Raw genomic sequence first — 22,666 nt, 5'->3', positions numbered from 1 at the left:
ACCAGCGCTTAGGTTTGGTAAAAGCTGAACGCAAGCGGCATCGAGAAAATACCGCTCGCTCAAAAGAAATCTGGGCTTCCTCTGGTTAAGTTGACACCAATGGGCATTGCCATGCCCCTACAGATATATCGCACCCAACCCTTGAATTGCTTGCGGGGAGTAACAGAAAAATTAAGCCTTTTAAAAGCCGCGCCCGGCAGGTTTTGTTTGAATAGCCGCGCCTACAGTCGTCGGGGCAATAGCTATTCAAAATCTTCTTCGGCGTACTCAGATTGCAGCTGCCTGTTGCCACGCGACCAGAAAAGAGGCGCGATCGCACCGCCAATTGCTCCCACACCAGCGCTAAAAGCCAGCACAACGCCCACTGGCATCTGAATTGACTCAAACGTGAAAAATTTCAGCGACACTGATGTGGCGTTCTGTACGGCAAGGATGGCGATCGCGCCCGCCCAAATCGCTAAAATTATGGATGTGAGTAAATTGGTAAAGGTTTTCATTTATTTTGTTAAACCTTGATTTACCGTAGGTAGGGCGTCTCGCCTGCCATTATAAAACAGGCGAAAAACCTGTTTTATCAATATTAATAAAGGCAAGACACCTGTTCTACGGATATTAAGAAAAGTCCCACATCGTGGACACTTCTAACTCTTCCTTTCGCCTAAACTTTTGCTGGTTCCAACTTGTTAATAGTTTGTTCCATTTGTTGAGCGATTTGGCTTTGTTTTTCCGGAGAGTTTGTTTCCAGATAAACGCGCATCAGTGGTTCTGTACCAGACGGACGCAGGAGTACCCAACTGCCATCTTCCAGGTAAAGTTTGATGCCGTCTTTGCGTCCTACTTCTTTGACTTTAATCCCCGCAACTTCTGTTGGGGGATTTTTGGTGAAAGAATCGATGACAGCGGCTTTGTGGGCATCCTCTAAGTGCAAGTCTAGGCGTTGGTTGTACAGAGGGCCATCAGCTTCAGCAATCGCTTCTTCTACCAGTTGCGACAGTGGCTTACCTTCGTAGGCGATCGCTTCTGCTACTAGCATATCGGCTAAAATTCCATCTTTTTCGGGAATATGTCCGACAATGCTCAGTCCGCCTGATTCTTCACCGCCAATCAGCACCTGCGTCTCGCGCATTTTCTCGCCGATGTATTTGAAGCCTACAGCAGTTTCGTAGATTTCCAAACCGTATTTTGCAGCAAAGTTATCTAGCAGGTGGGTAGTAGCAACTGTACGGACAATTGCCCCAGTTTTGCCTTTATTTTTGATCAGGTGACGCGCCAGCAATAGCAGCACCGTGTTGGGTGTCAGCACGTTGCCTTGTTCGTCTACAATACCGAAGCGATCGCTATCTCCATCCGTCGCCAAACCCAAATCCGCTTGATCCCGGCGTACCGCTTCGACCAGTTCCTCCAGCTGTTCTCCCTTCGGTTCTGGCATTCCGCCGCCAAATAGTACATCGCGGTGTGTGTGGAATGACTCAATTTCGCAACCGCAGTGTTCTAACACTGTATCCAAATATCCACGAGAGGTGGAGTACAGAGCATCGTACTTCACCTTCAGTCCGGCGCTCTTGATTCGCTCTACATCCAGCAGCGTGTAAATAAACTGGAGATAATCTGGCTTCGGGTCAAAAGTAGAAATCTTATCGGTATTTTTGCCCGAAGCAGGCTCATCTGATGCCCCTTCAATATTGGCTACAATCGTGTCTGTAATTTCCGGAGTAGCTGGCCCAGCATAGTCGGGGATATACTTAATGCCACAATAGGGTGCAGGGTTGTGAGAAGCGGTGAACATCAGCGCCCCTGCTGAGTTGAGAATTTTGGCGTTGTAAGCAATTACCGGAGTCGGACAATCCCGATCGACAATTTTTACTGTCCAGCCCAAGTCTACAAGAACTTCAGCAGCAGTACGGGCAAACTGGTCAGCTAGAAAACGGGTATCGTAAGCAATTAAAACTGGTCGGTCTTTAGAATAGGCGGTTTCGAGATAACTAGCGATCGCCCGCGTTACCTTACACACATTGGAGAAGGTAAAATCCGAAGCGATAATTCCCCGCCATCCATCCGTGCCAAACTTTATTTTATTGGAACTGCTGGCTACACTCATCTTGACCACTTCCTCTTTATTCCACCTAAATACTACAAGACACCCACCTCTTTGAGATGTCGCCGCCAATCACAAATAGGCGTGTTTACACAAGTTATTTGAATTTGACGGTAGAAAATCCAGATGGATCTGAGAATACGATAGAATCTACCCTTAATTTCAAACAAGAGTAGCAATAAGGTGTCAATTGCCCTAGCAAATGGTAAATTAGCTGCAACAGCAATATGAGTAATACGCGATCGCATCGCTTCCTCGTATGGGGAAAATCATCTCAAGAGGAGTTCTAAGCCATTGTGAGCCAGACTGACACCCCCACCCTACAAACACTTCAATCTGATGTAACTCGCCTGCGCGAAGAGTTGCAAATGCGAGACCAATTGGTTCAGCAGCTGTCTCAAGAACTATTCCGGCTGGTTAAGGGCAATGCCAACTTTATGCCCAAGCCGGAAGTTTCTGAGCGTCACATGGCTCAGATGAGAGCGCTGCGAGAACAATTGCAAGAAGTTGAACAGCAGGTAACTTTCTATCAAGAGCAGATTACTTCCCGTGACACGGAAATTTATCAATTGCGGCAGTCGGTACAGGAATTAACTGACCGCAGCCGGATGTTAGAGCAGGTGGTACAGGAGTTACCGCAAATTTATAAACAGAAATTTGCCGAACGTATGGCACCAGTCCGCGAGAAAGTGGCGATGCTGCAACGGGAAAACCGTCAACTCCACGCGGAGTTACAAAGTGTCAGCTATCGTCTAGCGATAAGAACCCGCCGCACGACAACAACGGGCATTGATTTGCCTAGTTTCCCGCGCATGGGTAATGCTCCTGGCCCTATTCCTACCTTTGGTCATGCGTAAAGTTTTGATTGTGGTCGATGCGGAGGTTGATGAAACTGGGGAAATAATCGCAGCATCGCCCACAACAGCCCAGATGGTGTCCGCGCTTAAGGCAAATAGCCCGAAGATAGGCGCAGTCGCACAAACTAAGCCCGCCTTTGCGGGCTTACAAAACCAAGGAGAAGCGCTACCAGCAGCAGTAAATGTCCAAGTAGTTAGCACTCAGTGGTTAATTATCAACAAACAACTGACCACTGACAACAAACTAATTTGGTGTCCTTTGACGTTGAATTTGCCGGAAAATTTGGATTTTCCAGGTCAGAGCGTCTACAATGCTTGCCGCGATGTAACAGGTTTGCGCCAGCTAGTTGAGCAATTAGGATACGCCACAGGTGTCGGAAATTTCTGGTTAGCAGTGGTTCTCACCGCTAAAGGGCCGCTCTACGGCGAGGTAATTGGTAAAGATGAGGCGAGTGAAGGCTTAAAATACCGGATGCCTGTGCATCTATCGGACTCGCAACGTCAGCCACTTTACCAGCTAGGGTACAAGCTGCTGCAATATTTATCAGCTCCACCAAGCGTTTATTTATTACAGTTCGGGTTTAGGGATCAAAATCTAGTTTTTGACCGACTTTTGCCGTTTCCAGCCGAAAGCGCGATCGCCAGCATCGGCATCCAAAAGCCAGATTTATTTGTTTGTCACTGGCATTGCTTGACTCGGCAGCCAATTTATGATCTAGAAATTATCCCTGCAAAATTATAAAAATGTCGAGCGATCGCTCCTTGTAGGCTACTGAGTATGGATTCCGTGCAGTTTAATTCCAATAAATACGGCTTAGCACTCCACACTAGCAGCCCCGAACTAGGTTTAGCCTTAAGCAATTTTGCTCTGAATTCGCGTTCTTTTACCTGGGATTTAGGGCGCGATTTATCAAGTCATTTACATCAACATCTAGCTGAGTTCATCCAGCCGCAAACCTGGGCAGATTTGGCGTTTATTGCCGTAGCAATTGGCCCCGGTAGTTTCACCAGCACTCGCATCGGTGTCGTCACCGCCCGTACACTAGGGCAACAGTTGAATATTCCCGTGTTTGCTATTTCCACCTTGGCAGCTGTTGCTTGGTCGCATTTGGGATTGGCAAAGGACAACGGAAAAGATGCGATCGCTATCCAAATGCCAGCCCAACGCGGTCAATTATTTGCTGCGATTTATCAAGTTTCCCCATCCGGTTCAGGACTTACCCAATTGTTGTCAGATACGGTGCTAACACCGACAGCATGGCACCAAACCCTAGAAACGCAGTCTACTACGCCCTATCAGCTAATTGACATCCCTGCTGGCGCTGGACTGGGTGCCTCAGTTTGCAGCGTATTAGAACTTGCCTATCTAGATTGGCAACAAGAAAAGCGCCCCCACTGGTCGGAAGCGCTACCGTTTTATGGTCAACATCCAGTTGAAGACAAACCAGCTGGGTAGGTCTAACAACAACCCCAACCAAAAATAATCACCAACTCTGATAAAGATGTCTCACGCAACTTGCTTGAAGACTTAAAACTACCGCCGCAAACTCCGGGGATCGAGGGCATCCCGCAAGCCATCTCCCAGCAAATTAAACGCCAACACCGTGAGGATAATCAACAGCGCCGGAGGCCAGATCAACCAAGGCTGCAACACTAAAATTGAAGCATTAGTCGCCAACGACAGCATATTTCCCCACGAAGGGTCGGGCTGCTGAATGCCAAGCCCAATCAAACTCAGCACCGATTCTGCCACGATAAACCCAGGCACCGCCAGCGTTGCTGAGATAATTATGTAAGTGGCTGTCTGCGGCAAAACGTGACGCACAATAATGTAAAGCGGTTTCGCGCCCATTGCTCGGGCCGCTTGCACAAATTCTCGCTCTTTAATTGACAGCACCTGTCCCCGAATCACCCGCGCTAACCCAGCCCAGCCGATGAATGAGGTAATCAGCACAATCAACAAAAACCGCTGGGCGCTGCTAAGGCCAAGTGGCAGCACTGCGGCAAGGGAAACCAGCAGATACAGGCTGGGAATGGTCATCAGCACTTCCACGGCACGCATTAAAATGCCGTCAACCCAGCCACCGACGTAGCCAGAAATCCCCCCCGCTAACATACCCAGTGGAAAGGAAATGATAATTCCCACTAAGCCGATGCTGAGGCTTATTCTGCCACCATGCAGCAGGCGGCTGAACTGATCGCGCCCCTGTTCATCGGTGCCTAATAAATTCAGTTTCCCTTCTCCAACAGCTCCGAAGAGGTGCCAATCCAAGGGGATGCCTGGAAATATTTCTACCTCATCAAATTTGGGTGGCAATGGCAGGCGCAACTGAAACAGTGGGTATTTTGCTCCGCGGACAAAAAAGCGTACTGGTGACGGTTTTTGGAAGTTTACAGTTAATTTGCGATCGCCTGTCTCGATATCTGTTGGCCCCTGAGTCGTAGGATAAACGTGAGGCCCAATAAACTCTCCTGCTTGGTTGCGCCAGTATATCTTGGTAGGTTCCAACAAGGAGGTATTTGGCTGCACGTCACACAGGCCGTTAGACAGGTCATAAGTGTCACACGGACGGTAAGGAGCCACAAAATCAGCGAAAATTACTGCCAAATAGAAAACTATCAGCAATACAGCCCCTGATCGTGCCAAGGGATTATTTTTTAATTTTTGCCACCAGTTCATAAAGTTATGAGTTATAAATTATGAGTTCTGAATTAAATGATAAGCCAGTATCTAGAATTTCATAGTTTATTCTGATTCCTAACTTATAGCCGTTCTCGGTTGATTTAAATACAGTTGGAACCCAACCCCCAAGCCCCTTCCCACCTCTATCTAGCCCTCCCCTACAAGGCAAGGGGAAAGGAAAATTTTGTTCTTGGAAGGGGGCTAATTTGAAAGCCTCTCTCCGGAATTGGAGAGAGGTTTAGAGAGGTCAAAACTGTACCGCATACCAATGAGAGCCGCTATATTTGCTTCTAACTCAAAATCCAAAACTTAAAACTCTTACCTAAGCTGCCCCTCCAGTTGTCTCCGCTCATCTTCAGCACTTTCGTGTTCAACAACAAACACATTTGAGTAGAGGTTAGCAATGATTTGTTTACCTTGCTGTGTTAGCTGTAAGTAACGCAGCGCATCCTGAATATACGGGAATACTCCATGCCAGTAGAACTTGGGATAGTTCCGCCGCAAATCTCCCGGATGCTTATAATTCAGGGCTTTATTTACGCCCGTTTCTTCAAACTCATAATACAGCGCCCCGATTTTCTTTAGATAGCGGGGATCGCTGAGCTGACCAATCAAGTCAGAGGCACGAACCAAGCCTGGATAATTGACAGTATCTTGATGATCCTCTGCTGTTGGCACCGGGAAACGGGTTAATTCGATATTGTGCTTTATCACCTCAGCGTCAATCAGCTTATGACCGCCAAAGCGTTCCTCAATAAATTGTTTTGCTCGATCTACATGGTAAGGTGTCAAAGAAGCATCGCTCGATCCGCGAGGAACAGAAACCATTTCTCCATCTTTCCCGGTGGAGTAAAGTCGTTCTTCGTCCCTATCTTGGCGACACACTCCCTTAACGTAGCCGATGTCATGGCAAACTACGGAGATGATGAAGTGTAACCAGTCTTCACAGGACACTCCACCCTCACGGATGTGTCTCCCCCGTAAAATTTCCTGTCCCACCAGAGCTACTAAGATCGAGTGTTCTACGTTGTGATAGAGGGCATCGCTGTTAGCAATGTTTTCCAGAGCCATAGACCCCGCCCAGGCGATGATGTCTTCGTAGTCGGGCTTATAGCCGCCGTAGGTGCGACGATAGCCTTCACGAATACTTTGAACAAAACTGTCAATTAAAATTTCTGTTGCGTTAAACATTCTGGGTACTCGCGCTTTTCTCAGTGCCGTGAGAGGGGAGATACGGAATCGTGGAATAATTGAGCTGCGAGACTCTAACTTTACAAAAGACGCGATCGCTTTTAACTTGGCACTAGGTCAAGAATACAGCGCATCTGAGAATAAAGCATTTGTCTCTGTCTTACGGAATAGATACACCCCCTACACCTTCAGGATGCACTAAATTTCGGCGGTTGGTGTTGTCAACTGTCATGGTGCTTTGTGTTTCTCATCACAACCGCCAGCTTTGGTTTTGAAAGGTTCACAGATGAGGTAGGAATCGAAGAATCTAGATTCCTACCTCATCCTTTTAGAATAGGGGGGCGCAAAAAGTTTAATAGTTCTCGGTTGACAGTTTGGGGAACTTCCTGCTGCATCCAGTGACCGCAGTGACTAACGAATTTGAGCTTGAAAGGCGCATTTATCAAGCGTTCCATGCCTTCGGTGAGTTTGTGACCAAAAAAGGCATCTTCTTCGCTCCACAGCATCAAGGTGGGTACGGTAATCGGTTCGGGCGATCGCCCCCAATGGTGCAACCAACTCTGCGGCGACAGGGAGGAGCGATAATAGTTCATCGCCGCCGCCAGCACCCCAGGTTTTGCCAATGCCTCTTGATACCGCTGGGTATCTTCTGCGGTAAACGCTCCTTTGCGAACCGCTTGTTCCCGAAATACGTTGTTTACAAAATCTTTTAAATTTTGTCGAATCAGCCACTCTGGTAAACCAGGAATCTGAAACGCCAGCACGTACCAGCTGCGACGCAGTTGATCCAAGTTTCCAGCAAGTTCCTGCCAAAACCTATACGGGTGCGGCGCATTCAAAATTGCCAGTCTATTCAGAACTTGGGGAAACTTCTGGGCAAGATTCCACGCGATTAATCCACCCCAGTCGTGACCTACAATATGCGCCCGGACATAGCCTAGATTTTTAATCAATCCCCGAATATCAGCACTCAGGGTATCCAGGTCATAACCGCTTAGGGGCTTATCCGAATCGTTGTATCCCCGCAAATCGGGAACCACCACTTTAAAATGACGGGCTAGTGCTGGTATTTGATGCCGCCAGGAATACCAAAACTCTGGAAATCCGTGCAGCAGTATCACCAGCTCCCCCTGTCCTTGGGTCACGTAGTGTAAGTGAATGTCGTTCGTCTCAATAAACTGGTGTTGCCATTCAAAATTGACAGCAGTCATAAACAGTAGCAGCCGTCCCTCGCCTGCGGATAGGACATAGGTTTCCCCTTTTTCAGATTAGCAGTCCCAAGAGCCAATCTGTCTAAAGATAGTAGCGAAACCTTGGCAGCAACTTTATCTCCGCTGCGGCACAACGGGACGATACTCAGAGGGCTTGATTTTATATTTGACTAGATTGGCTAAGTCTTGCAGCTGAGAAATGGCTTCAGCGCCCTCTAGCTTCATCAGTTCGCGGTCATCCCGCATTTCTGTCCAGGTGATGCCGTAATCTGACACCAAAAAGCGAATCAGATGATTCTCCCCCAGACTGACCATAAATGATGCGCTATTCATTTGACCTCCGCAGGTATAGCAAGAAGCCAAATATCCCCGTTGCTCTAGCACAATTGCCATAGCTTGGAGGTTCATCACTAGATCATGTACAAATTGACGGTGTTGCTCTGCAAGTCGTAGAAACACGGTTGTCCTCCAACCACCACACCTAAGTGTAAACGTTTTATACTTTCTTAAGATTTTTACCCTCAACCTATGCGCTATGTTAGGTTAAGAGAATTGAGACTATGAAGAAACTGAATAATACCAGCTTTGCACCAAGTTAACTTAAGTATCTAGGAATGCAAAGTATCAACAGTAACAATGAGCTTCACTCAAGAGCATTGTAAACACCCTGAGTGACGATTAAAATTGTATCTGTCTCTGGCTCGGTAACAATAAGCTTCACTCAAGAGCATCCTAAACAACATAGAGAAAGCTTAGTTCTACCTAAAGGATGACTTGGGGCTGAAGTGGTGCGATGTTTCAAAAGGACAAACCTTTTAGCGAGGTTCGCGCCGAATAAGAATTACAAATCACAATTATAAACTCAGCTTATATAAGCTGAGTTTTTGTCAGGGAAGCATTAAGGCAAGTCTGGCAAATGCTTCACCGCTAGAAACTTCACCCAAGTAAACTGTTACCAGACTCTAGTTGACTTGCCACCAACCAAAGGAAGGGCCGATGAAGCGGATAGTTACCCAGGTACCTATCAGGAAGCTTATGCCAATCCAGGCGCCCCGGTTGCTCCATTTGACGAACTGTTGTGCTTGAGTTTTAGTAATCGGTAGCCAGGGAAGAATGTAAGCCTGTTGACCGTAATTCTCTCCGAGTGCTTCTTTACGACGCTTGGAATCACCCATAATTGATAGTTTTAGAGACTTGTTAATAATAACGCTGGGGTTAGGCCCGTTGCCGGAATTGTTTATAGAAATTACGAAATCGGGGAGGAGGGATTGGGGATTAGGGATTAGAGGCTGGGGATTAGGTAAAAGATTCTTTCCAATTCGCAATTCCCAGCCCCTAGCGATCGCCTGTAAACCAGTTGGTATCCAAATAGTTGATTCGTGCTAGAGGGCTAAGCGCTTCCAGTACCTGAGAGCCATAGCTGCGGTGATTTACGCGGCTATCGAGTAGAGCAACAACACCTTGAGATTCTCTCACGGGCGCGATCGCTCGCTGTAATTCACTCAACGCCACGGGCAACAGATACAGACGAAACCAGTCTTGACGCTGCTGTTTATAATAAATTACCCGACCAGCTACCAAAGGATTTTCTAGAGAAGGTATGGGCAAAGTCGCAATTACTAGCAACTGGGGAGCAGGTAACGTCTCCTGATGATGTCGCCAAAATTCCCAGCCTGTTACTAAAATGCCATTGTTTGACACGCGGGTTTTTTCTACTTGTACGCGGGAGCCAAACTCACCAGCCAGAGCAGCTGCTACCTGCGCCCTGAGTGGTGTATCCTCGACTAAAATCACAGCTAGTTTATGGATGTCCGGATTATTTACGGGCAATTTATCAATTTCTTCGATTAACCTCCGGACTTCTTGAATCAAAAACCCCTGAAATTGGGGCGTATTGGGGAAAGGGAGGCGATCGGGGAGATACAGATGAATTAATTCATTTTGCCTGTCTGGAGAAAATTTTATGCAAGTTAAATCTTTTAGTCCTACGCGCTGACGATAGACTTTAGCTTCCGTCTCCAAATCCAGTGCTGCACCAATCAACACTACCGGATCTTGATGCCAAATTTTTTCTAAGGCGGTTGCGACTTCAACCGGGCCACAATACAGAGAAAACTGCCCTTTGGCTCTCTTCATTTCCGCCCACATCAGTTGGTTTGAGGAGCGCGATCGCTCCCAGAAATTCTGCCATGCGGGGGGTAGTTTGTCTTCCGCTGTCTGCTGTCCGTTGTCAGTAGCGATCGCGCCTAGCACTGAAGTGATAAAATCCGCATTTCGGTCTACTGAACCATTACTAGGAGGCATTGTTAATGACTCGTAGAGATGCTGCAAAATTCCTTGCTCTGATCGAGAAATCAGATAGCATTCATAGGGATTTACTGGATGCTGGAAGAGTTCTTTTGTCAGTTGTACTCGCGCATCCAGAATCGGCTCTGTTTGGTGAGGAAAAGCCCGCATCAAATCGTCCCAGTCTTTGGGTTGCAAGCAAACTGTTAACTGCTCCCGTGCCAATTCTTCCAACTCATCAGCACCATCAAAGATAGTAGGGATGCCAGTTGGTATGGTTCCCAAATTTTTTAAGCGATCGCTTAACCAAATTTCCGGAGATGTCAGCAGCAACCCTTGGAAGTTCTCAGGCAAAGCGTAATCTGTAATTATCGCCTTATCCGTTTTCATCCATTGTTGTAACTGGGGAATTTGCACTTCTATCAAGCGCTGTTGCACCGATTCTGGAGCTACCACAATTACTGGGCCTTGCCAAAGCAAAGCAGGGCTGAGGTAACTCAGACGGTAACTTCCCATACTCTGGGGTGATCCAGTTTGTATCAGGGCAGAACGCCCCAATCGCAAAGCCCGCGCCACCAGCCTCGCCATTGTTAGATGATGCGGCCAAGCTCGGTTTCCCTGCTCGCGTAGGAATGCACGTAGTAAGGAATGAACTTCTACCTCTATCACTTTAGTTAGATGCTAATGGAAGGATTCCTAATTGCTAATTGAAGGATTACTAATTGCCGCCTTTAGCAACTAGCCAATCTACTTATATTAGCTCTGCTGAGATTTTTCCAAATAATTAAATTCTTTGATAAATTCAATTACCGTACCTACAGGAGGCAAAGTGGAGTTTTGTATTTCTATGGAGGGATTTTTTGGAGAGCTGCCTAAGTTAGACAAATTCATAAACCGCTTGCCAAAAACCGGGTGATGATAAACATTTAAAGTCTGATCGGTAGAGTTGTTTAAAACCGTTTGGGTAGGAGCGTGAAAGAAATTTACTTTGTCTTTGAGTCCTGGTAGAGCTTGGAAAATATCTATAGCGCTAACCTGGTTAATGGTTTTACTAAGGGCTGCGGTTAATTGCTTGATTCGATAATTATCTTTAAGACCAAGGGTGTCTATATTTTGGGATTGGAGGATGTGCAATAGGGCGATGATATTTTTGTGAGTAGCTGCTGCATCGTAAAAGGGAAGAATCGCAACGTAAGCGAGGGGAAATAATTGATCGTTGCTGTCCATTCGGAAGGTGAGAATGGTTTTTCTTGAGCTTACCTCCAAACTTGGGGGATTGCCGATACCGGGATAGTGCTTAGCGATGTGATGATAAGTGGTGGCTAAAGCTAAATTTGCCTCCATATCTAATGGTGCATCAACGATAATCCGAACGGTGGGCAGGGTTTCATTAAAGAACTTTTTTGATTCTTCGGTGGTGAGGCGGAAAATTTCAGTGCGATCGCCATCTGGACTCAAATCAACCCACTCGCAAGTCATTCCTTCTGTTTTTAGCCCGAAGCGCGACACTGCATAAAGTTTTGCTCCTGTCAAGATAGCACCTGTCAAGTCGGCTCCGATCCAATCAGCTTTAATCAATCTAGCTTGAGTGAGATCCGCATGAACTAAGCTGGCATTAAGTAAATTAGCGTTGCTTAAGTCTGCCCCGATTAAGTTGGCTCCACTTAATTTAGCGCCGCTTAAGTCCGCCCAGCGCAAATTCGCCCCGCTTAAGTCCGCCCAGCGCAAATTCGCTCCGCTCATGTCTGCGCCGCTCAAGTTGGCGCGAGAAAGATTAGCTTGTCTGAGTTCAGCTTCTCGGAGATTTGCCCCGCTCAAATCGGTTCGGCTTAAGTCGGTTCCATTCAAGTTAGCCTGTTCCAAGTTAGCACCAGTCAGGAAGGCTCCCCGGAGATTAGCTTCATTCAAACTGGCGCGAGAGAGGTTGGCTTGTCTGAGGGTTGCTTCTCTCAAATCGGCACCGCTGAGGTTAGCCGATCTGAGATTGCATCCACTGAGTTCGGCGCGAATTAGTTCGGCGCGAATTAGTGCCGCCTGAACCAGTTCGGCTCCCCCCATGTCTGCCCGAATCAGGTTAGCTACGTTAAAGTTTGCCTGGTTTAAGATGGCTTTGCTGAGATTGGCACCACTAAGTCTGGCGACATTGAGTTTCGCGTGACTCAGGTTGGCACCACTCAGATTGGCACCACTGAGGTTGGCAACACTTAAGTTAGCGTTACTCAAGTTAACACCACTGAGGTTGATGCCACTCAAGTTAGCCTCGGTCAAGTTAGCCGCCACAAAGTTTCTGACCCCGGCTGCATATTTTACTATCAATTCATCGACATTCATTGGAGCCACCTCGCCAGCATTCTCATTTTATGGTTAGGAGTAGTGTGCTAAAGCCAAGCCTTGCGGGTTATTTTCCATTTTGAGTAGCTGGATGGGTGTGCAGCAGATGAACCCTCGCTTTGCTTCTATTATTCTGGCTTGTTCTAGCATTTATCCAAAGTTGTACAAGCCTTAATCTAGCGTGTCTATCTGTAAATCTTAGTTAGAAGTTTAGTGTGAGTATCCTCAGGATGATGAACGATGAATAAAGAAATCCATTATGCCGCGTCATAATAGCGGCGGGAAGGGCGATGAATATTGGTATTGTAGGGCTGGGACTGATTGGCGGATCGCTGGGTTTGGATTTACGAGCGGCTGGCTATCAGGTTTTGGGGGTGAGTCGTCGAGACAAGGTTTGTCGGGATGCGATCGCGCGTGGCGTTGTGGATGATGCGGCTGTGGATATGGCGCTATTGGCAGCAGCGGATGTAGTTTTTGTTTGTACGCCCATTAGCGCGATCGCATCCACTGTACAGCAGCTAATTCCCCATTTGTCTCCTCATGCCATCATCACTGATGTTGGTTCGGTGAAAAAGTCGGTGGTTGAGGCAATTACACCACTTTGGGCTAATTTTGTCGGGGGACACCCGATGGCTGGTACTGCGGAAAGTGGTTTAGAAGCAGCAATGCAAAATTTGTTTGTTGGTAAGACTTATGTGCTTACACCAGTGGCGACGACACCGCCAGCTGCTGTAAAAACGGTTGAGGAAATTGTGCGAAGTCTGGAAGCTAAAATTTATCATTGTTCTCCAGAAAACCACGATAAAGCTGTGGCTTGGATTTCTCATTTGCCAGTGATGGTGAGTGCTACTTTAATTGATGCGTGTATCAGCGAAACCGATCGGGTTGTGCTGGAATTAGCGCAACAGTTGGCTAGTTCTGGTTTTCGGGATACCAGTCGCGTTGGTGGGGGGAATCCAGAGTTAGGCTTGATGATGGCGCGGTACAATCGCCTTGAGTTGTTGCAAAGTCTCCAACAATATCGTCAATGTCTCGACGAAATTATTTCCCAAATTGAGCAAGAAGATTGGAACAGTTTGCACTCAAAACTGACAACTACTCAAAGTAAGCGATCGCAATTTTGTTAAAAAGCTGACGGGGTTGATCGCCCCGCCAGTTTGTCACCTCCAGGCGTTGTCTTTCAATAGCGCCTAGAGAAATAAACTCTTATATTTTTTGGGCAATGTGAAAAGCTGAAATATAGGATGCCTTAATACTTCCGGTGCGTCTTTCTAGCGTTTCCCTCAAACCTTTAAACAAAGAATCTCTCTTGTGCGGTAAGAGCGCAATGTACGGCGATAACGTACTTAAAAGCATCAGATAATCATCAATACTATAGGTGACTTCACACGCCATCTGTTCGTACACTACGTTCTTAAACAGACCTGAGTCAATGAAATTCTGTCCCAGCCCTCTGAGGATTTCTCCCTGAGTTTCCCTGTCTTCATAACGTGCAAGCTCCGGAGCCTCAGCCTGATAGACTTCATTCAACGCTTGGTAAACTTCATACGGGGGTTGAGGTTCTTTGTTCCACAGCAAAATCAGAGAACCGTTGTCTTGTAGTGCAGCAGCAGCTTTTGGACACCTAATTTGTGATGAAACCCAGTGAAACGAATTTGCTGCAAGGACGGCATTAAATCTCTCAGGCTCTAGCTCCCACTCTTCAAAGGTGGTATTTCTAATCTCTACAGCCGGATAGGTGGCACAGTTCTGTCGCGCTAGTTGGCAAGCCTCCTGGCTTGGTTCCAGGCATACCATTGAGAAGCCCAATTTGGCAAATTCTACAGTTGCAGTTCCAGGGCCGCATCCGATCTCAAGAGCGATCGCGTCTTTATCAAGTTGAGCTAACTCTACAACACGACCAATTAGTTCTTTAGGATAGCGCGGTCTTGCTTTGTTGTAGGCATCTGCTACCTCGCTGTACCAGGTTTTTCTTTGCTGCAAGTCTTTGTCATACCAGGTTTTTGCTTCTTCTGAATCTCTCACGATCTATCTGTCCAAAAGCAAATATTGCTCCCTCCGCACGGAGCTGATGAATAAAGTGTAGGGCTTTCGGTAAGCAAATATAGCAGTTCAAGGGTTGGGTGCGATACATCTGAAGGGACATGGCAATGCCATGTCCCTTCCACCCATCTGAAAAACCCTATAGTGTCGGGAAATTGCTTTTTTTAACTTCGCCAGCAGTTGTGACAGTTAGAGAACTGTCTGCCTTTAGAAGTGATGCTGTCTAGATTGGCTAAAGCGATCGCTTTTGAGTTTTTGAGGCTACAAGTCTTGACCAGTAGGAGTTTAGCGCGTTCAGCCGTAAAAAGTCAGCCTTGTAAAGACGCGATCGCCATTGTCTCAACCTCTAAAAGTGACACAGAAGCATCCCAAAGATTCTCTAGAGTTTTTTAATGTAAATCCAGAACGATAAATCGGTATCAAACCAGCATAAACGGTCTTTTGTGTCAACAAGTTTTGAATAATAGGGCATCAAACTAATGCAAAAAGATATGAACTTCCCAATGGTGGCTATTGTTAACGATTTAGATGCTCTGATCGCAGAAATCGATGGAAACCCGCACCTTTCTTCATGGGTGGTTCGTCTGGTACTCAAGTCTATTAAAGATAAAGCTAAGAGAATGGCTACTGATATACCTCAACCAGAATATTTGAATCAGCCAATTCAGAACAAATCTTTCAAAAGTTCAAGTAATATTAGCTACCAAAAAATCAAGGTTTTACGTCAAGGGCGGTAGATTGTGCCGGGATGCGATCGCATTCATCACTTCATGTCAACTTCCAGAAATAAAAAAAACTGAAATTTTCTCCGGCTCCCCTCTTCGCCTGCGGAAAGGGGCTAAGGGTAAGGTGAAATTTCTGCCGTCTTACTTATTGTTAACAACATTTTGAGGTTTATTTTGAGTAAACGCCAAAATGTTTTCCACGGTTGTCTTGATAATTCTTTCTCTCGCTTCGCGGGTATTGAAAGCACTATGAGGCGTGACAATTACATTAGGCAGACGCATTAAAATCAAGTCTGCTAACAACGTTTGTAAGTCGTCTTGCTTGCGGTCAACAGCCTGTAGCAATTCAGAATCTTTCCGCAAAACAAGTTCTTGTGGCAATACATCCAAACCCGCAGCAGCCAACTTACCTTCTATAAGTGCGTGCAGCAAAGCTTGAATATCTACTACACTTCCACGGGCTGTATTAATTAAAATTGCCCCATCTTTCATTTTAGCAAATTGCTCAGCGGCAATTAGGTGATGGGTATTCTTGTTAGCTGGAACGTGCAGCGTGATAATATCAGAAGTTGCCAATACCTTTTCTAAATCAGCATATTCAAATTTCAATCTAGCGGCTAACTCCTGATTTGGATGCACATCAAAGGCAACAACTTCCATCTGAAATCCCTTGGCAATCTGAATTACATATTGCCCAATGATTCCCGTACCAACTACACCCAAAGTTTTACCGCGTAGGTCAAAACCTTGTAGTCCTTTGAAGGAAAAATAACCTTGACGGGTGTTATGGACTGCCTCAATAATATTGTGGCTGATTGCCAGCAATAATCCAAAAACGTGTTCAGCAATAGTATTTTCCCCATAATTGGGAACGTTGCAGATTGTCACGTTCTGAGTTTGACAATATTCTGAGTCGATGTGGTCAAAACCAGTTGAACGGGTGGCAATTAATTTGAGCTGGGATAAGTGCTGGAGAACTTCCGCATTAAGTTGGGAATCGATGAAGGTGGAAACAACATCGGTATCTGCATATTGTCCAGCATTTGCGCTTTTTAGTTGCTCGTCCACGAACTTAAGTTCATGTTCCTTACTCAAATCATTGAACGCCTCTTTTTCCCAATCTTCGACTTCAAAAATAACTACTTTCATCACTTTACCTCTGACGTATAATTAATTCAATTTCGTTTGATTCTTGAAAGCCATTCAGAGTGCCGTGCCGTTCGCTCAAGAATAATTGTAAGTTGGGTTTAGCCACCAAGCAAAAAAAAAGGATGGGTTTCTTAACCCATCCCTTGTAATCTGTCTTACTTATCTTATGGAACGCTACAGCCTACTAACGCTCAACCGGAAGCGCAGCGGTTTGGATGGGTACGTTAAGATTCTGCCCATTCCGACGTAACTCTAGCTGTAAATTGCTGCCTACTTGAGTCTTTTCTACTTGCTGTTGTACGGTTTCCGAGTCGGCGATCGCTTGCCCATTGATTTTTTGAATCACATCTCCAGGGCGTAACCCCGCCCTAGCAGCTGGGGAATTTCGCATAACTCTAAGAACGAGGACACCTCGATCTGCATCTACGCTCAAGCCACTATTGGCATCTTCATTGATTTGCTGTCTCACGTCAGGGGTAAGCGTCGTCATCTGAACGCCTAAATAAGGATGTTCTACCCTACCTGTAGTCACCAGCTGGTTAGCAATGCGTTGAGCGGTGTTGATGGGAATTGAGAAACCAAGTCCTTGAGCGCCCCGGATAATGGCTGTATTTATCCCAACTACCTCACCTTTGGCGTTGAGCAATGGCCCGCCAGAGTTACCCGGATTAATCGCCGCATCAGTTTGAATGAAGTTTACCCGCTTATCGGGAACGCCAACTTGAGAGCTAGAACGTCCGGTGGCGCTAATGATGCCCGTAGTAACGGTATTATCAAGACCAAGGGGATTACCGATAGCGATCGCCCATTCCCCAGGTCGCAACTGCTCGGAATTACCTAAACGCACTGTCGGCAAATTATCAGCCTGAATTTTAACCACAGCCACATCTGTTACTGGGTCAGTTCCCACCACCTTACCTTTAAAGGTGCGCCCATCCTTGAGGATAACGTTTACAGTGTCAGCACCATCGACTACATGGGCATTAGTGAGAATTTGACCATCAGTGTTGATAATAAATCCAGAGCCAGTACCCCGTTCTACTCTCTCTTGGGGGCCAGTGGGTAATTGCCCACCAAAGAATCGCCGGAAGGTAGGATCGTTGAAGGCATCGGGAATCTGTCTGCTTACTGTACGGGAAGAATTAATCCGCACTACGGCTGGCCCCACCCTTTCAACAACATCTGTAACAAAGTTTGTATCTGTATTTCCTGGTAATGCCTGAGCTGTGAGAGTCTCTGGAAGGGGAGATGCTTGTAGGGGTTCGGTTCCCACGCCCTTAGTTACTAGATAGTTGCCTGAAAAAGTGACACCTGCTCCCAACAGCACCAGCGACAGATAGGTTGCTGTCTTTTGCCAGGGTTTGGAAGCTGAAGCGTCAAATCGCCCGGAATTTTTATCTCTATCGTGCTGTCTGCTTTGCATTTGAAACACCTGTCACAAGGAAGTTAAAACTTAGTACGCTTGTTACCCAACTGCGTCCGCGTAAAGACGCTATCTAGATTCACCTATAGAGAAGAGAACCTTCACCTCTCTACTCTTCTCACTGTAGACACCTGATATGACGTACTTGTGACATTGGTGTTGCACTCAGATGAAATCTTTCTGTTGCTGAAGCAATGCTGCTGTCGTGTTTACCTCTTATGTGGCAGCATTTTCATGTAGCTACAGGCAGATTGTTGAATCTACGCGATCGCCTAATTTGCTCATCTTGAGATTCGGCTAGGAACTTGGGCTATTGAAAGCGGTCTACTTATTAAGTAGTTGTTATTAACTCAAAAATAGATTTATGAATCGGCTAAAATCTGAAGTTGTCCGCCTAAACCAACTCCCAGAAACTTTAATTAATTCTATGTATGATTTGTATTATCAGTATTATGATAGTACAAATCAGGATATGTTTTACAAAGATTTAACTCAAAAAGATTATGTAATTCTCCTGAAAGATGACACTGAAAAAATCCAGGGTTTTTCTACAGTAGCTGTTCTTAAATTTGAATTTGAGGAACCACAACAAGCTATTTTTTCCGGTGATACAATTATTAATCATGAATATTGGGGAGAGCAAACCCTATCTTTGGCATGGTGTCGTCTGGCTGGGCAGATTAAAGCCGAAGCCCCAGAACAACCTTTATACTGGTTTCTGATAGTCAAAGGCTATCGTACTTATCGCTACCTGCCAGTATTTGCCAAAACTTTTTATCCGACTTGGCGATATCCCACGCCAGAAAAATATCAGGCGTTGATGGATTACCTAGCTAAGAGAAAATTCGGCAACTACTACAATCCCCAAACTGGATTAATTAGATTCCCCACGTCGCAGGGACATTTGCGAGGAACTTGGGCTGAGATTAAGGAGGGATTTACCAATAAACCGGATATAAATTACTTCTTACAGCGCAATCCGGAATATTATAAAGGGGATGAATTGGTTTGTTTGATGGAATTGTGCGATAATAATATGCGATCGCACGCCCGACGAGGATTTCTGGAAGGTTTTGATATGAAACCAGAACCCGTTTTACAATTTATAAAATAATTAATAGATTTGTAGACTTTTGGCTAGAAATGCACTTTAAGGTGCAATACTTAGTTATCAACTAGAGACGCGATAACCGCCAGAATTCTACGCTTAAGTAATCCAAAATCATTGCCTTGTCTAAGCCGCGAATTCTGAGTCTGGGGAAAACTTGAAAAAGCTTTCTTTAAACAGGAGAGTAAAAAAGTTAGCATCTAAAACAACCGTTCGCGTAGTGCCTTGTGTTGTCGCACTTCTCAACACAATGAAGAAGTGAAATTGGCGCTTATGGAGTAAATTGAACCGAAGCGAAAAGAAAATGGTTGCATCAGTTACGAATTACAAAATCGTAACGATGTGACCGATTTTACCTTTGTTGAAGATTGGGAAAACGATGCTTTGCTAGAGGCACATTTGGCATCAGCCTATATTGAGGAAACTGATGTAATGAACGGATTGGTAGCCAAACCAGATATTTGCTTTTATCGTTTGCTAGGATAAGTTGCGTTACATTGATGAAAGAAGCGGTGGTACTCGCGTAACTCCTCAACTAGACACGCGAGAACTCCGTCTTTGGGTTATGTGGGATGTCGGGAATAAGGAGTAGCGAGGACGCGATCGCACTCAAATGAAGAGATGCTGACAATTTTATGGCAAGAGAGTGCATACCATGAGCGAGCCAAAAAACATAGCGTCTCTGATCAATACGTGGCAAACTATTATTCAATGCGAACAAAAAACCTGGGTTCTGTTTGAAAATGGAACTTGTCTGATTCTCACGGAACCCCAACAGGATCTAGCAACTCAGGCAAAAGCGATTATGTCAGAGTGGGGGCCAGTTTATTATGGCAGTTGTAGTGGAGATTTTATAGTTATCAACCTCCTAAATTGTCCAGGCTGGGTTGTTACAGGGGATCATCCTGATATGCTTAGCTATGTGAGTCCCGATGAATTTGAAGAGGACGAACCTAGTGATTTTATCATAGGACTCCTGGGAAAAAAGAAACAAGATGCAGATGCAAAGTATCTCAAAATTATTTACATTGAAGACAAGCGATAGGGCAAAGTTATTTCCTTGGGTCGCGGACTTTTCTTCTATAAACGTACTTAATCGCGTCTGAAACACTTTTCAATATTTCGTTTGGAGACATGATATTTCTTTTTTCTTTTACCCTTTTTATCAGTGCTTTTCTACTTTTCTGGGTGCAGTTGATGGTAGCAAAAATGATTCTACCTTTATTAGGCGGCGCACCCTCAGTATGGAACACTTGCTTATTTTTTTTCCAAGCCGCCTTATTGCTTGGTTATGGATACACCCATTTAACGACAAGTTGGTTTAGCGTTCGTCGCCAAGCCATCATTCATAGTATTTTACTGTTACTTCCACTCGGATTTTTACCGATTTCTGTGGCTAAGAGTTGGGTTCCTCCTCAAGAGGCTAATCCTATTTCTTGGTTATTAGCTTTGCTGCTTTTATCTGTCGGATTACCATTTTTTGTTGTTGCTACTTCTGCACCTTTAGTGCAAAAATGGTTTGCTGATACAGGACATCCAGCCAGTTCCGATCCTTATTTTCTATATACTGCTAGTAACCTTGGCAGTATGTTAGGAGTTCTGAGTTACCCTATCTTAATTGAGCCAAATTTTTCTTTAACACAGCAGAGTTGGTTATGGGCAATCGCTTACGGATTACTGGCTTTATCGACGCTGGTTTGTGCAGTATTCTTGTGGCGATCGCCTGAAGAAGGTAGCAGGACCTCCCCTCAACCCATCAGCAATAAAATACCCTTATCTTTCCCCCGCGGGATGGGGTGGGAAGGAGAAAAAGTTAACAGTGAAGAGGAAGAGTTAAATAATTTAGCTCAAAACTCAAAATTCATAAATCCTAACTCTTTCCTCCCTCCTACTATTCAACAAAAAACTCAGTGGGTATTACTTTCTTTTCTGCCTTCCAGCTTACTTTTAGGAGTCACCACCTATCTAACAACAGACATTGCCGCAATTCCGCTTTTGTGGGCTATTCCCTTAGCAATTTATCTGTTAACTTTTATTTTGACTTTCGCCCGAAACCTAACACTACCGCACAATCTTTTTGGGGCAATTTTGCCTGTATTTTTAGCTATACTAACTATTTTATTTTTGATTCAAGTAATGCAGCCGATTTGGGTTTTATTTCCCTTGCATTTGCTGGGATTTTTTGTGGCTGCTTGTGTTTTTCATGGAGAATTAGCTAGAAGTCGCCCTAGTACGAAGTATTTAACTAATTTTTATTTATGGATTTCTGTTGGGGGCGTACTTGGCGGATTGTTCAACGCGATCGCAGCCCCGTTGCTGTTTCAATCTGTCCTAGAGTACCCTCTGATTATGATCCTCAGTTTGCTACTATGGCAAACTCCAAAAGACGCCGACGATTCTTTATCCAGCTTACAGCGGCGCTTCACCTTCCCGATTAGTCTGGGTCTTTTAATCGGCACTTTACTTGTGGGTTTTTCGGGAAATCATTTAACTAGCAATTTGATAGGAAATTTCCTGGCGTTTAGCCTACTTATTATTATATTTTACTCCTTCAATTTACACCCCATTCGCCTTATAATTGGCTTATTTTTAATTTTCCTTATCAGTCAATTTTCAATAGGAAGTCTGGGTGGTATACTCGACACGGAACGCAGTTTTTTTGGTGTTTACCGCGTCTTAAATGATAGACGCGGAGACTATCATAGCCTGCTGCATGGCACGATTTTGCACGGAAAACAAAGTTTAACTCCAGAACGCCGCCACGAACCCTTAACTTATTTTCATCCCACCGGGCCAATTGGACAATTATTTAAGTCTTTTAATAGTAATAAACATCCCTCTCGCGTTGCTGTTTTGGGATTAGGTGTAGGGACACTTGCTGCTTACTCAGAACCAGGGCAACAATGGACATTCTACGAAATAGATCCGACTGTTGAAAAACTGGCTCGCGACACTCGTTATTTCACATTCTTGCAAGATTCAAAAGCTCCATCATCTGTTGTCTTAGGGGATGCTCGTTCGCGATTTTTGGAAGCTTCAGATAATACCTATGATTTAATTGTCATGGATGCTTTTAGCTCTGATTCAGTCCCAATTCACTTAATAACGCGGGAAGCTATTCAGCTTTACTTGAGCAAATTAACAAAAGACGGTTTAATTGTCATTAATATTTCTAACAGATTTTTGAACTTAGAGCCTGTTTTAGGCGCTTTAGCGCAAGATTTAGGATTATCCACTCTGAGGCAGAGGGAAGTGAATATTTCTGAATATGAGCGAGAAATCGGTAAATCACCTTCTCATTGGGTGCTATTCGCCCGTAATGAAAGAGATTTTGGCAACCTGATTAATGATTCGCGCTGGCAACCGATTCCGCAAACAAAACAAGTACCTGTGTGGACAGATGATTTTTCAAATATTTTTCGAGTTTTACGTGCTTTTGGAGCCTAAAAATAACCTCAGTTCGGGATAAGCATTTGTAGACTCAGAAACCCTGAAGTAGGTTGAGGAGAGAAGTTGCAAGCCGAGAGAGGAGTTGGTGATTGTGGATAGAAATTGATGGAGAAG

General features: G+C 45.2%; 23 protein-coding genes. 10 read left to right on the top strand and 13 right to left on the bottom strand.

Translation table 11 applies throughout. The annotated features are described in order from the left end of the window. Positions 1-242: 242 nt before the first annotated feature. The 3 genes from H6F63_RS06160 to H6F63_RS06150 all read right to left on the bottom strand — a co-directional run bounded on the left by H6F63_RS06160 (position 243) and on the right by H6F63_RS06150 (position 2,343). Positions 243-497: a LapA family protein gene (locus H6F63_RS06160; RefSeq protein WP_190422764.1), complete on the bottom strand. Its 255-nt coding sequence runs from the start codon at positions 495-497 to the stop codon at positions 243-245. 161 nt (positions 498-658) lie between these two features. Further along, on the bottom strand, positions 659-2,098 hold the full coding sequence (locus H6F63_RS06155; protein WP_190635767.1) for a phosphoglucomutase/phosphomannomutase family protein: 1,440 nt from the start codon (positions 2,096-2,098) through the stop codon (positions 659-661). A gap of 32 nt (positions 2,099-2,130) precedes the next feature. After that, positions 2,131-2,343 (bottom strand): hypothetical protein, encoded by a 213-nt coding sequence (locus H6F63_RS06150; RefSeq protein WP_190635765.1) that lies wholly within the window; start codon positions 2,341-2,343, stop codon positions 2,131-2,133. Between the two features lie 48 nt (positions 2,344-2,391). On the opposite strand from H6F63_RS06150, the gene H6F63_RS06145 reads away from it, so the two are divergent. From H6F63_RS06145 to tsaB, 3 genes are read left to right on the top strand one after another with little or no spacing between them, the layout of a single operon-like run. After that, positions 2,392-2,952, top strand: coding sequence for an Npun_F5560 family protein (locus H6F63_RS06145; RefSeq protein WP_190422768.1), 561 nt, complete (start codon positions 2,392-2,394; stop codon positions 2,950-2,952). Then, a complete protein-coding gene (locus H6F63_RS06140) occupies positions 2,945-3,694 on the top strand; it encodes a hypothetical protein (RefSeq protein ID WP_190635762.1) in 750 nt (249 codons plus the stop codon). The genes H6F63_RS06145 and H6F63_RS06140 overlap by 8 nt, the downstream gene beginning before the upstream one ends. Positions 3,695-3,730: 36 nt before the next feature. Further along, positions 3,731-4,408: a tRNA (adenosine(37)-N6)-threonylcarbamoyltransferase complex dimerization subunit type 1 TsaB gene (tsaB, locus tag H6F63_RS06135; RefSeq protein WP_190635760.1), complete on the top strand. Its 678-nt coding sequence runs from the start codon at positions 3,731-3,733 to the stop codon at positions 4,406-4,408. Between the two features lie 78 nt (positions 4,409-4,486). Here tsaB and H6F63_RS06130 read toward each other — a convergent pair whose 3' ends face one another. From H6F63_RS06130 to H6F63_RS06100, 7 genes are all read right to left on the bottom strand, one after another. Further along, positions 4,487-5,632 (bottom strand): ABC transporter permease, encoded by a 1,146-nt coding sequence (locus H6F63_RS06130; RefSeq protein ID WP_190444676.1) that lies wholly within the window; start codon positions 5,630-5,632, stop codon positions 4,487-4,489. 321 nt (positions 5,633-5,953) lie between these two features. Then, positions 5,954-6,826, bottom strand: a complete 873-nt coding sequence (locus H6F63_RS06125; protein ID WP_190422775.1) for an Npun_R2479 family HD domain-containing metalloprotein — start codon at positions 6,824-6,826, stop codon at positions 5,954-5,956. 320 nt (positions 6,827-7,146) lie between these two features. Continuing rightward, positions 7,147-8,037 carry an alpha/beta hydrolase gene (locus H6F63_RS06120; protein WP_190444675.1) on the bottom strand — a complete coding sequence of 297 codons (891 nt, stop codon included), beginning with the start codon at positions 8,035-8,037 and terminating at the stop codon, positions 7,147-7,149. A 114-nt stretch (positions 8,038-8,151) separates the two neighbouring features. After that, the gene (locus H6F63_RS06115) at positions 8,152-8,496 is read right to left on the bottom strand and encodes a DUF1815 family protein (protein ID WP_190422779.1); all 345 of its coding nucleotides are present in this window, start codon (positions 8,494-8,496) and stop codon (positions 8,152-8,154) included. A 503-nt stretch (positions 8,497-8,999) separates the two neighbouring features. Then, entirely contained in the window at positions 9,000-9,212 is a 213-nt protein-coding gene (locus H6F63_RS06110; protein WP_190422781.1) for a DUF2839 domain-containing protein, read from the bottom strand. 160 nt (positions 9,213-9,372) lie between these two features. Continuing rightward, positions 9,373-10,992, bottom strand: coding sequence for an ATP-dependent DNA helicase (locus H6F63_RS06105; protein ID WP_190635758.1), 1,620 nt, complete (start codon positions 10,990-10,992; stop codon positions 9,373-9,375). A gap of 87 nt (positions 10,993-11,079) precedes the next feature. Further along, positions 11,080-12,654, bottom strand: a complete 1,575-nt coding sequence (locus H6F63_RS06100) for a pentapeptide repeat-containing protein (protein WP_190635757.1) — start codon at positions 12,652-12,654, stop codon at positions 11,080-11,082. Between the two features lie 290 nt (positions 12,655-12,944). On the opposite strand from H6F63_RS06100, the gene H6F63_RS06095 reads away from it, so the two are divergent. After that, positions 12,945-13,781, top strand: a complete 837-nt coding sequence (locus H6F63_RS06095; RefSeq protein ID WP_190635754.1) for a prephenate/arogenate dehydrogenase — start codon at positions 12,945-12,947, stop codon at positions 13,779-13,781. A 79-nt stretch (positions 13,782-13,860) separates the two neighbouring features. Here H6F63_RS06095 and H6F63_RS06090 read toward each other — a convergent pair whose 3' ends face one another. Further along, the gene (locus tag H6F63_RS06090) at positions 13,861-14,679 is read right to left on the bottom strand and encodes a methyltransferase domain-containing protein (protein WP_190635752.1); all 819 of its coding nucleotides are present in this window, start codon (positions 14,677-14,679) and stop codon (positions 13,861-13,863) included. A 234-nt stretch (positions 14,680-14,913) separates the two neighbouring features. Here H6F63_RS06090 and H6F63_RS06085 point away from each other — a divergent pair, with 234 nt between their 5' ends. Further along, positions 14,914-15,090, top strand: a complete 177-nt coding sequence (locus H6F63_RS06085; protein WP_190635750.1) for a hypothetical protein — start codon at positions 14,914-14,916, stop codon at positions 15,088-15,090. Between the two features lie 86 nt (positions 15,091-15,176). Further along, positions 15,177-15,434, top strand: a complete 258-nt coding sequence (locus tag H6F63_RS06080; RefSeq protein ID WP_190635748.1) for a hypothetical protein — start codon at positions 15,177-15,179, stop codon at positions 15,432-15,434. 129 nt (positions 15,435-15,563) lie between these two features. Here the strand turns inward: H6F63_RS06080 and H6F63_RS06075 are convergent, their stop codons facing one another. Together H6F63_RS06075 and H6F63_RS06070 are read right to left on the bottom strand one after the other, a co-directional pair. After that, entirely contained in the window at positions 15,564-16,571 is a 1,008-nt protein-coding gene (locus H6F63_RS06075) for a hydroxyacid dehydrogenase (RefSeq protein WP_190635746.1), read from the bottom strand. Between the two features lie 184 nt (positions 16,572-16,755). Beyond that, positions 16,756-17,994, bottom strand: a complete 1,239-nt coding sequence (locus H6F63_RS06070) for an HhoA/HhoB/HtrA family serine endopeptidase (RefSeq protein ID WP_190635744.1) — start codon at positions 17,992-17,994, stop codon at positions 16,756-16,758. Between the two features lie 364 nt (positions 17,995-18,358). Between H6F63_RS06070 and H6F63_RS06065 the strand changes: the two genes are divergently transcribed. The 4 genes from H6F63_RS06065 (at position 18,359) to H6F63_RS06050 (ending at position 22,549) form a co-directional block, all read left to right on the top strand. Beyond that, complete coding sequence (locus tag H6F63_RS06065) at positions 18,359-19,108, top strand: hypothetical protein (protein ID WP_190635742.1); 750 nt, start codon at positions 18,359-18,361, stop codon at positions 19,106-19,108. A gap of 336 nt (positions 19,109-19,444) precedes the next feature. After that, a complete protein-coding gene (locus H6F63_RS06060; RefSeq protein WP_347276777.1) occupies positions 19,445-19,588 on the top strand; it encodes a hypothetical protein in 144 nt (47 codons plus the stop codon). A gap of 169 nt (positions 19,589-19,757) precedes the next feature. Then, positions 19,758-20,147, top strand: a complete 390-nt coding sequence (locus H6F63_RS06055; protein WP_190635740.1) for a hypothetical protein — start codon at positions 19,758-19,760, stop codon at positions 20,145-20,147. Positions 20,148-20,311: 164 nt separating this feature from the next. Further along, positions 20,312-22,549, top strand: a complete 2,238-nt coding sequence (locus tag H6F63_RS06050) for a fused MFS/spermidine synthase (protein ID WP_199297768.1) — start codon at positions 20,312-20,314, stop codon at positions 22,547-22,549. The last annotated feature ends 117 nt before the right edge of the window (positions 22,550-22,666 follow it).

Origin of the sequence: Trichocoleus sp. FACHB-40, assembly GCF_014695915.1 — a bacterium.
GTDB classification, from domain to species: domain Bacteria; phylum Cyanobacteriota; class Cyanobacteriia; order Cyanobacteriales; family FACHB-T130; genus Funiculus; species Funiculus sociatus.
The sequence above is the reverse complement of the archived record's forward strand: the minus strand, read 5'-3'. Positions and strand labels throughout refer to the sequence as shown.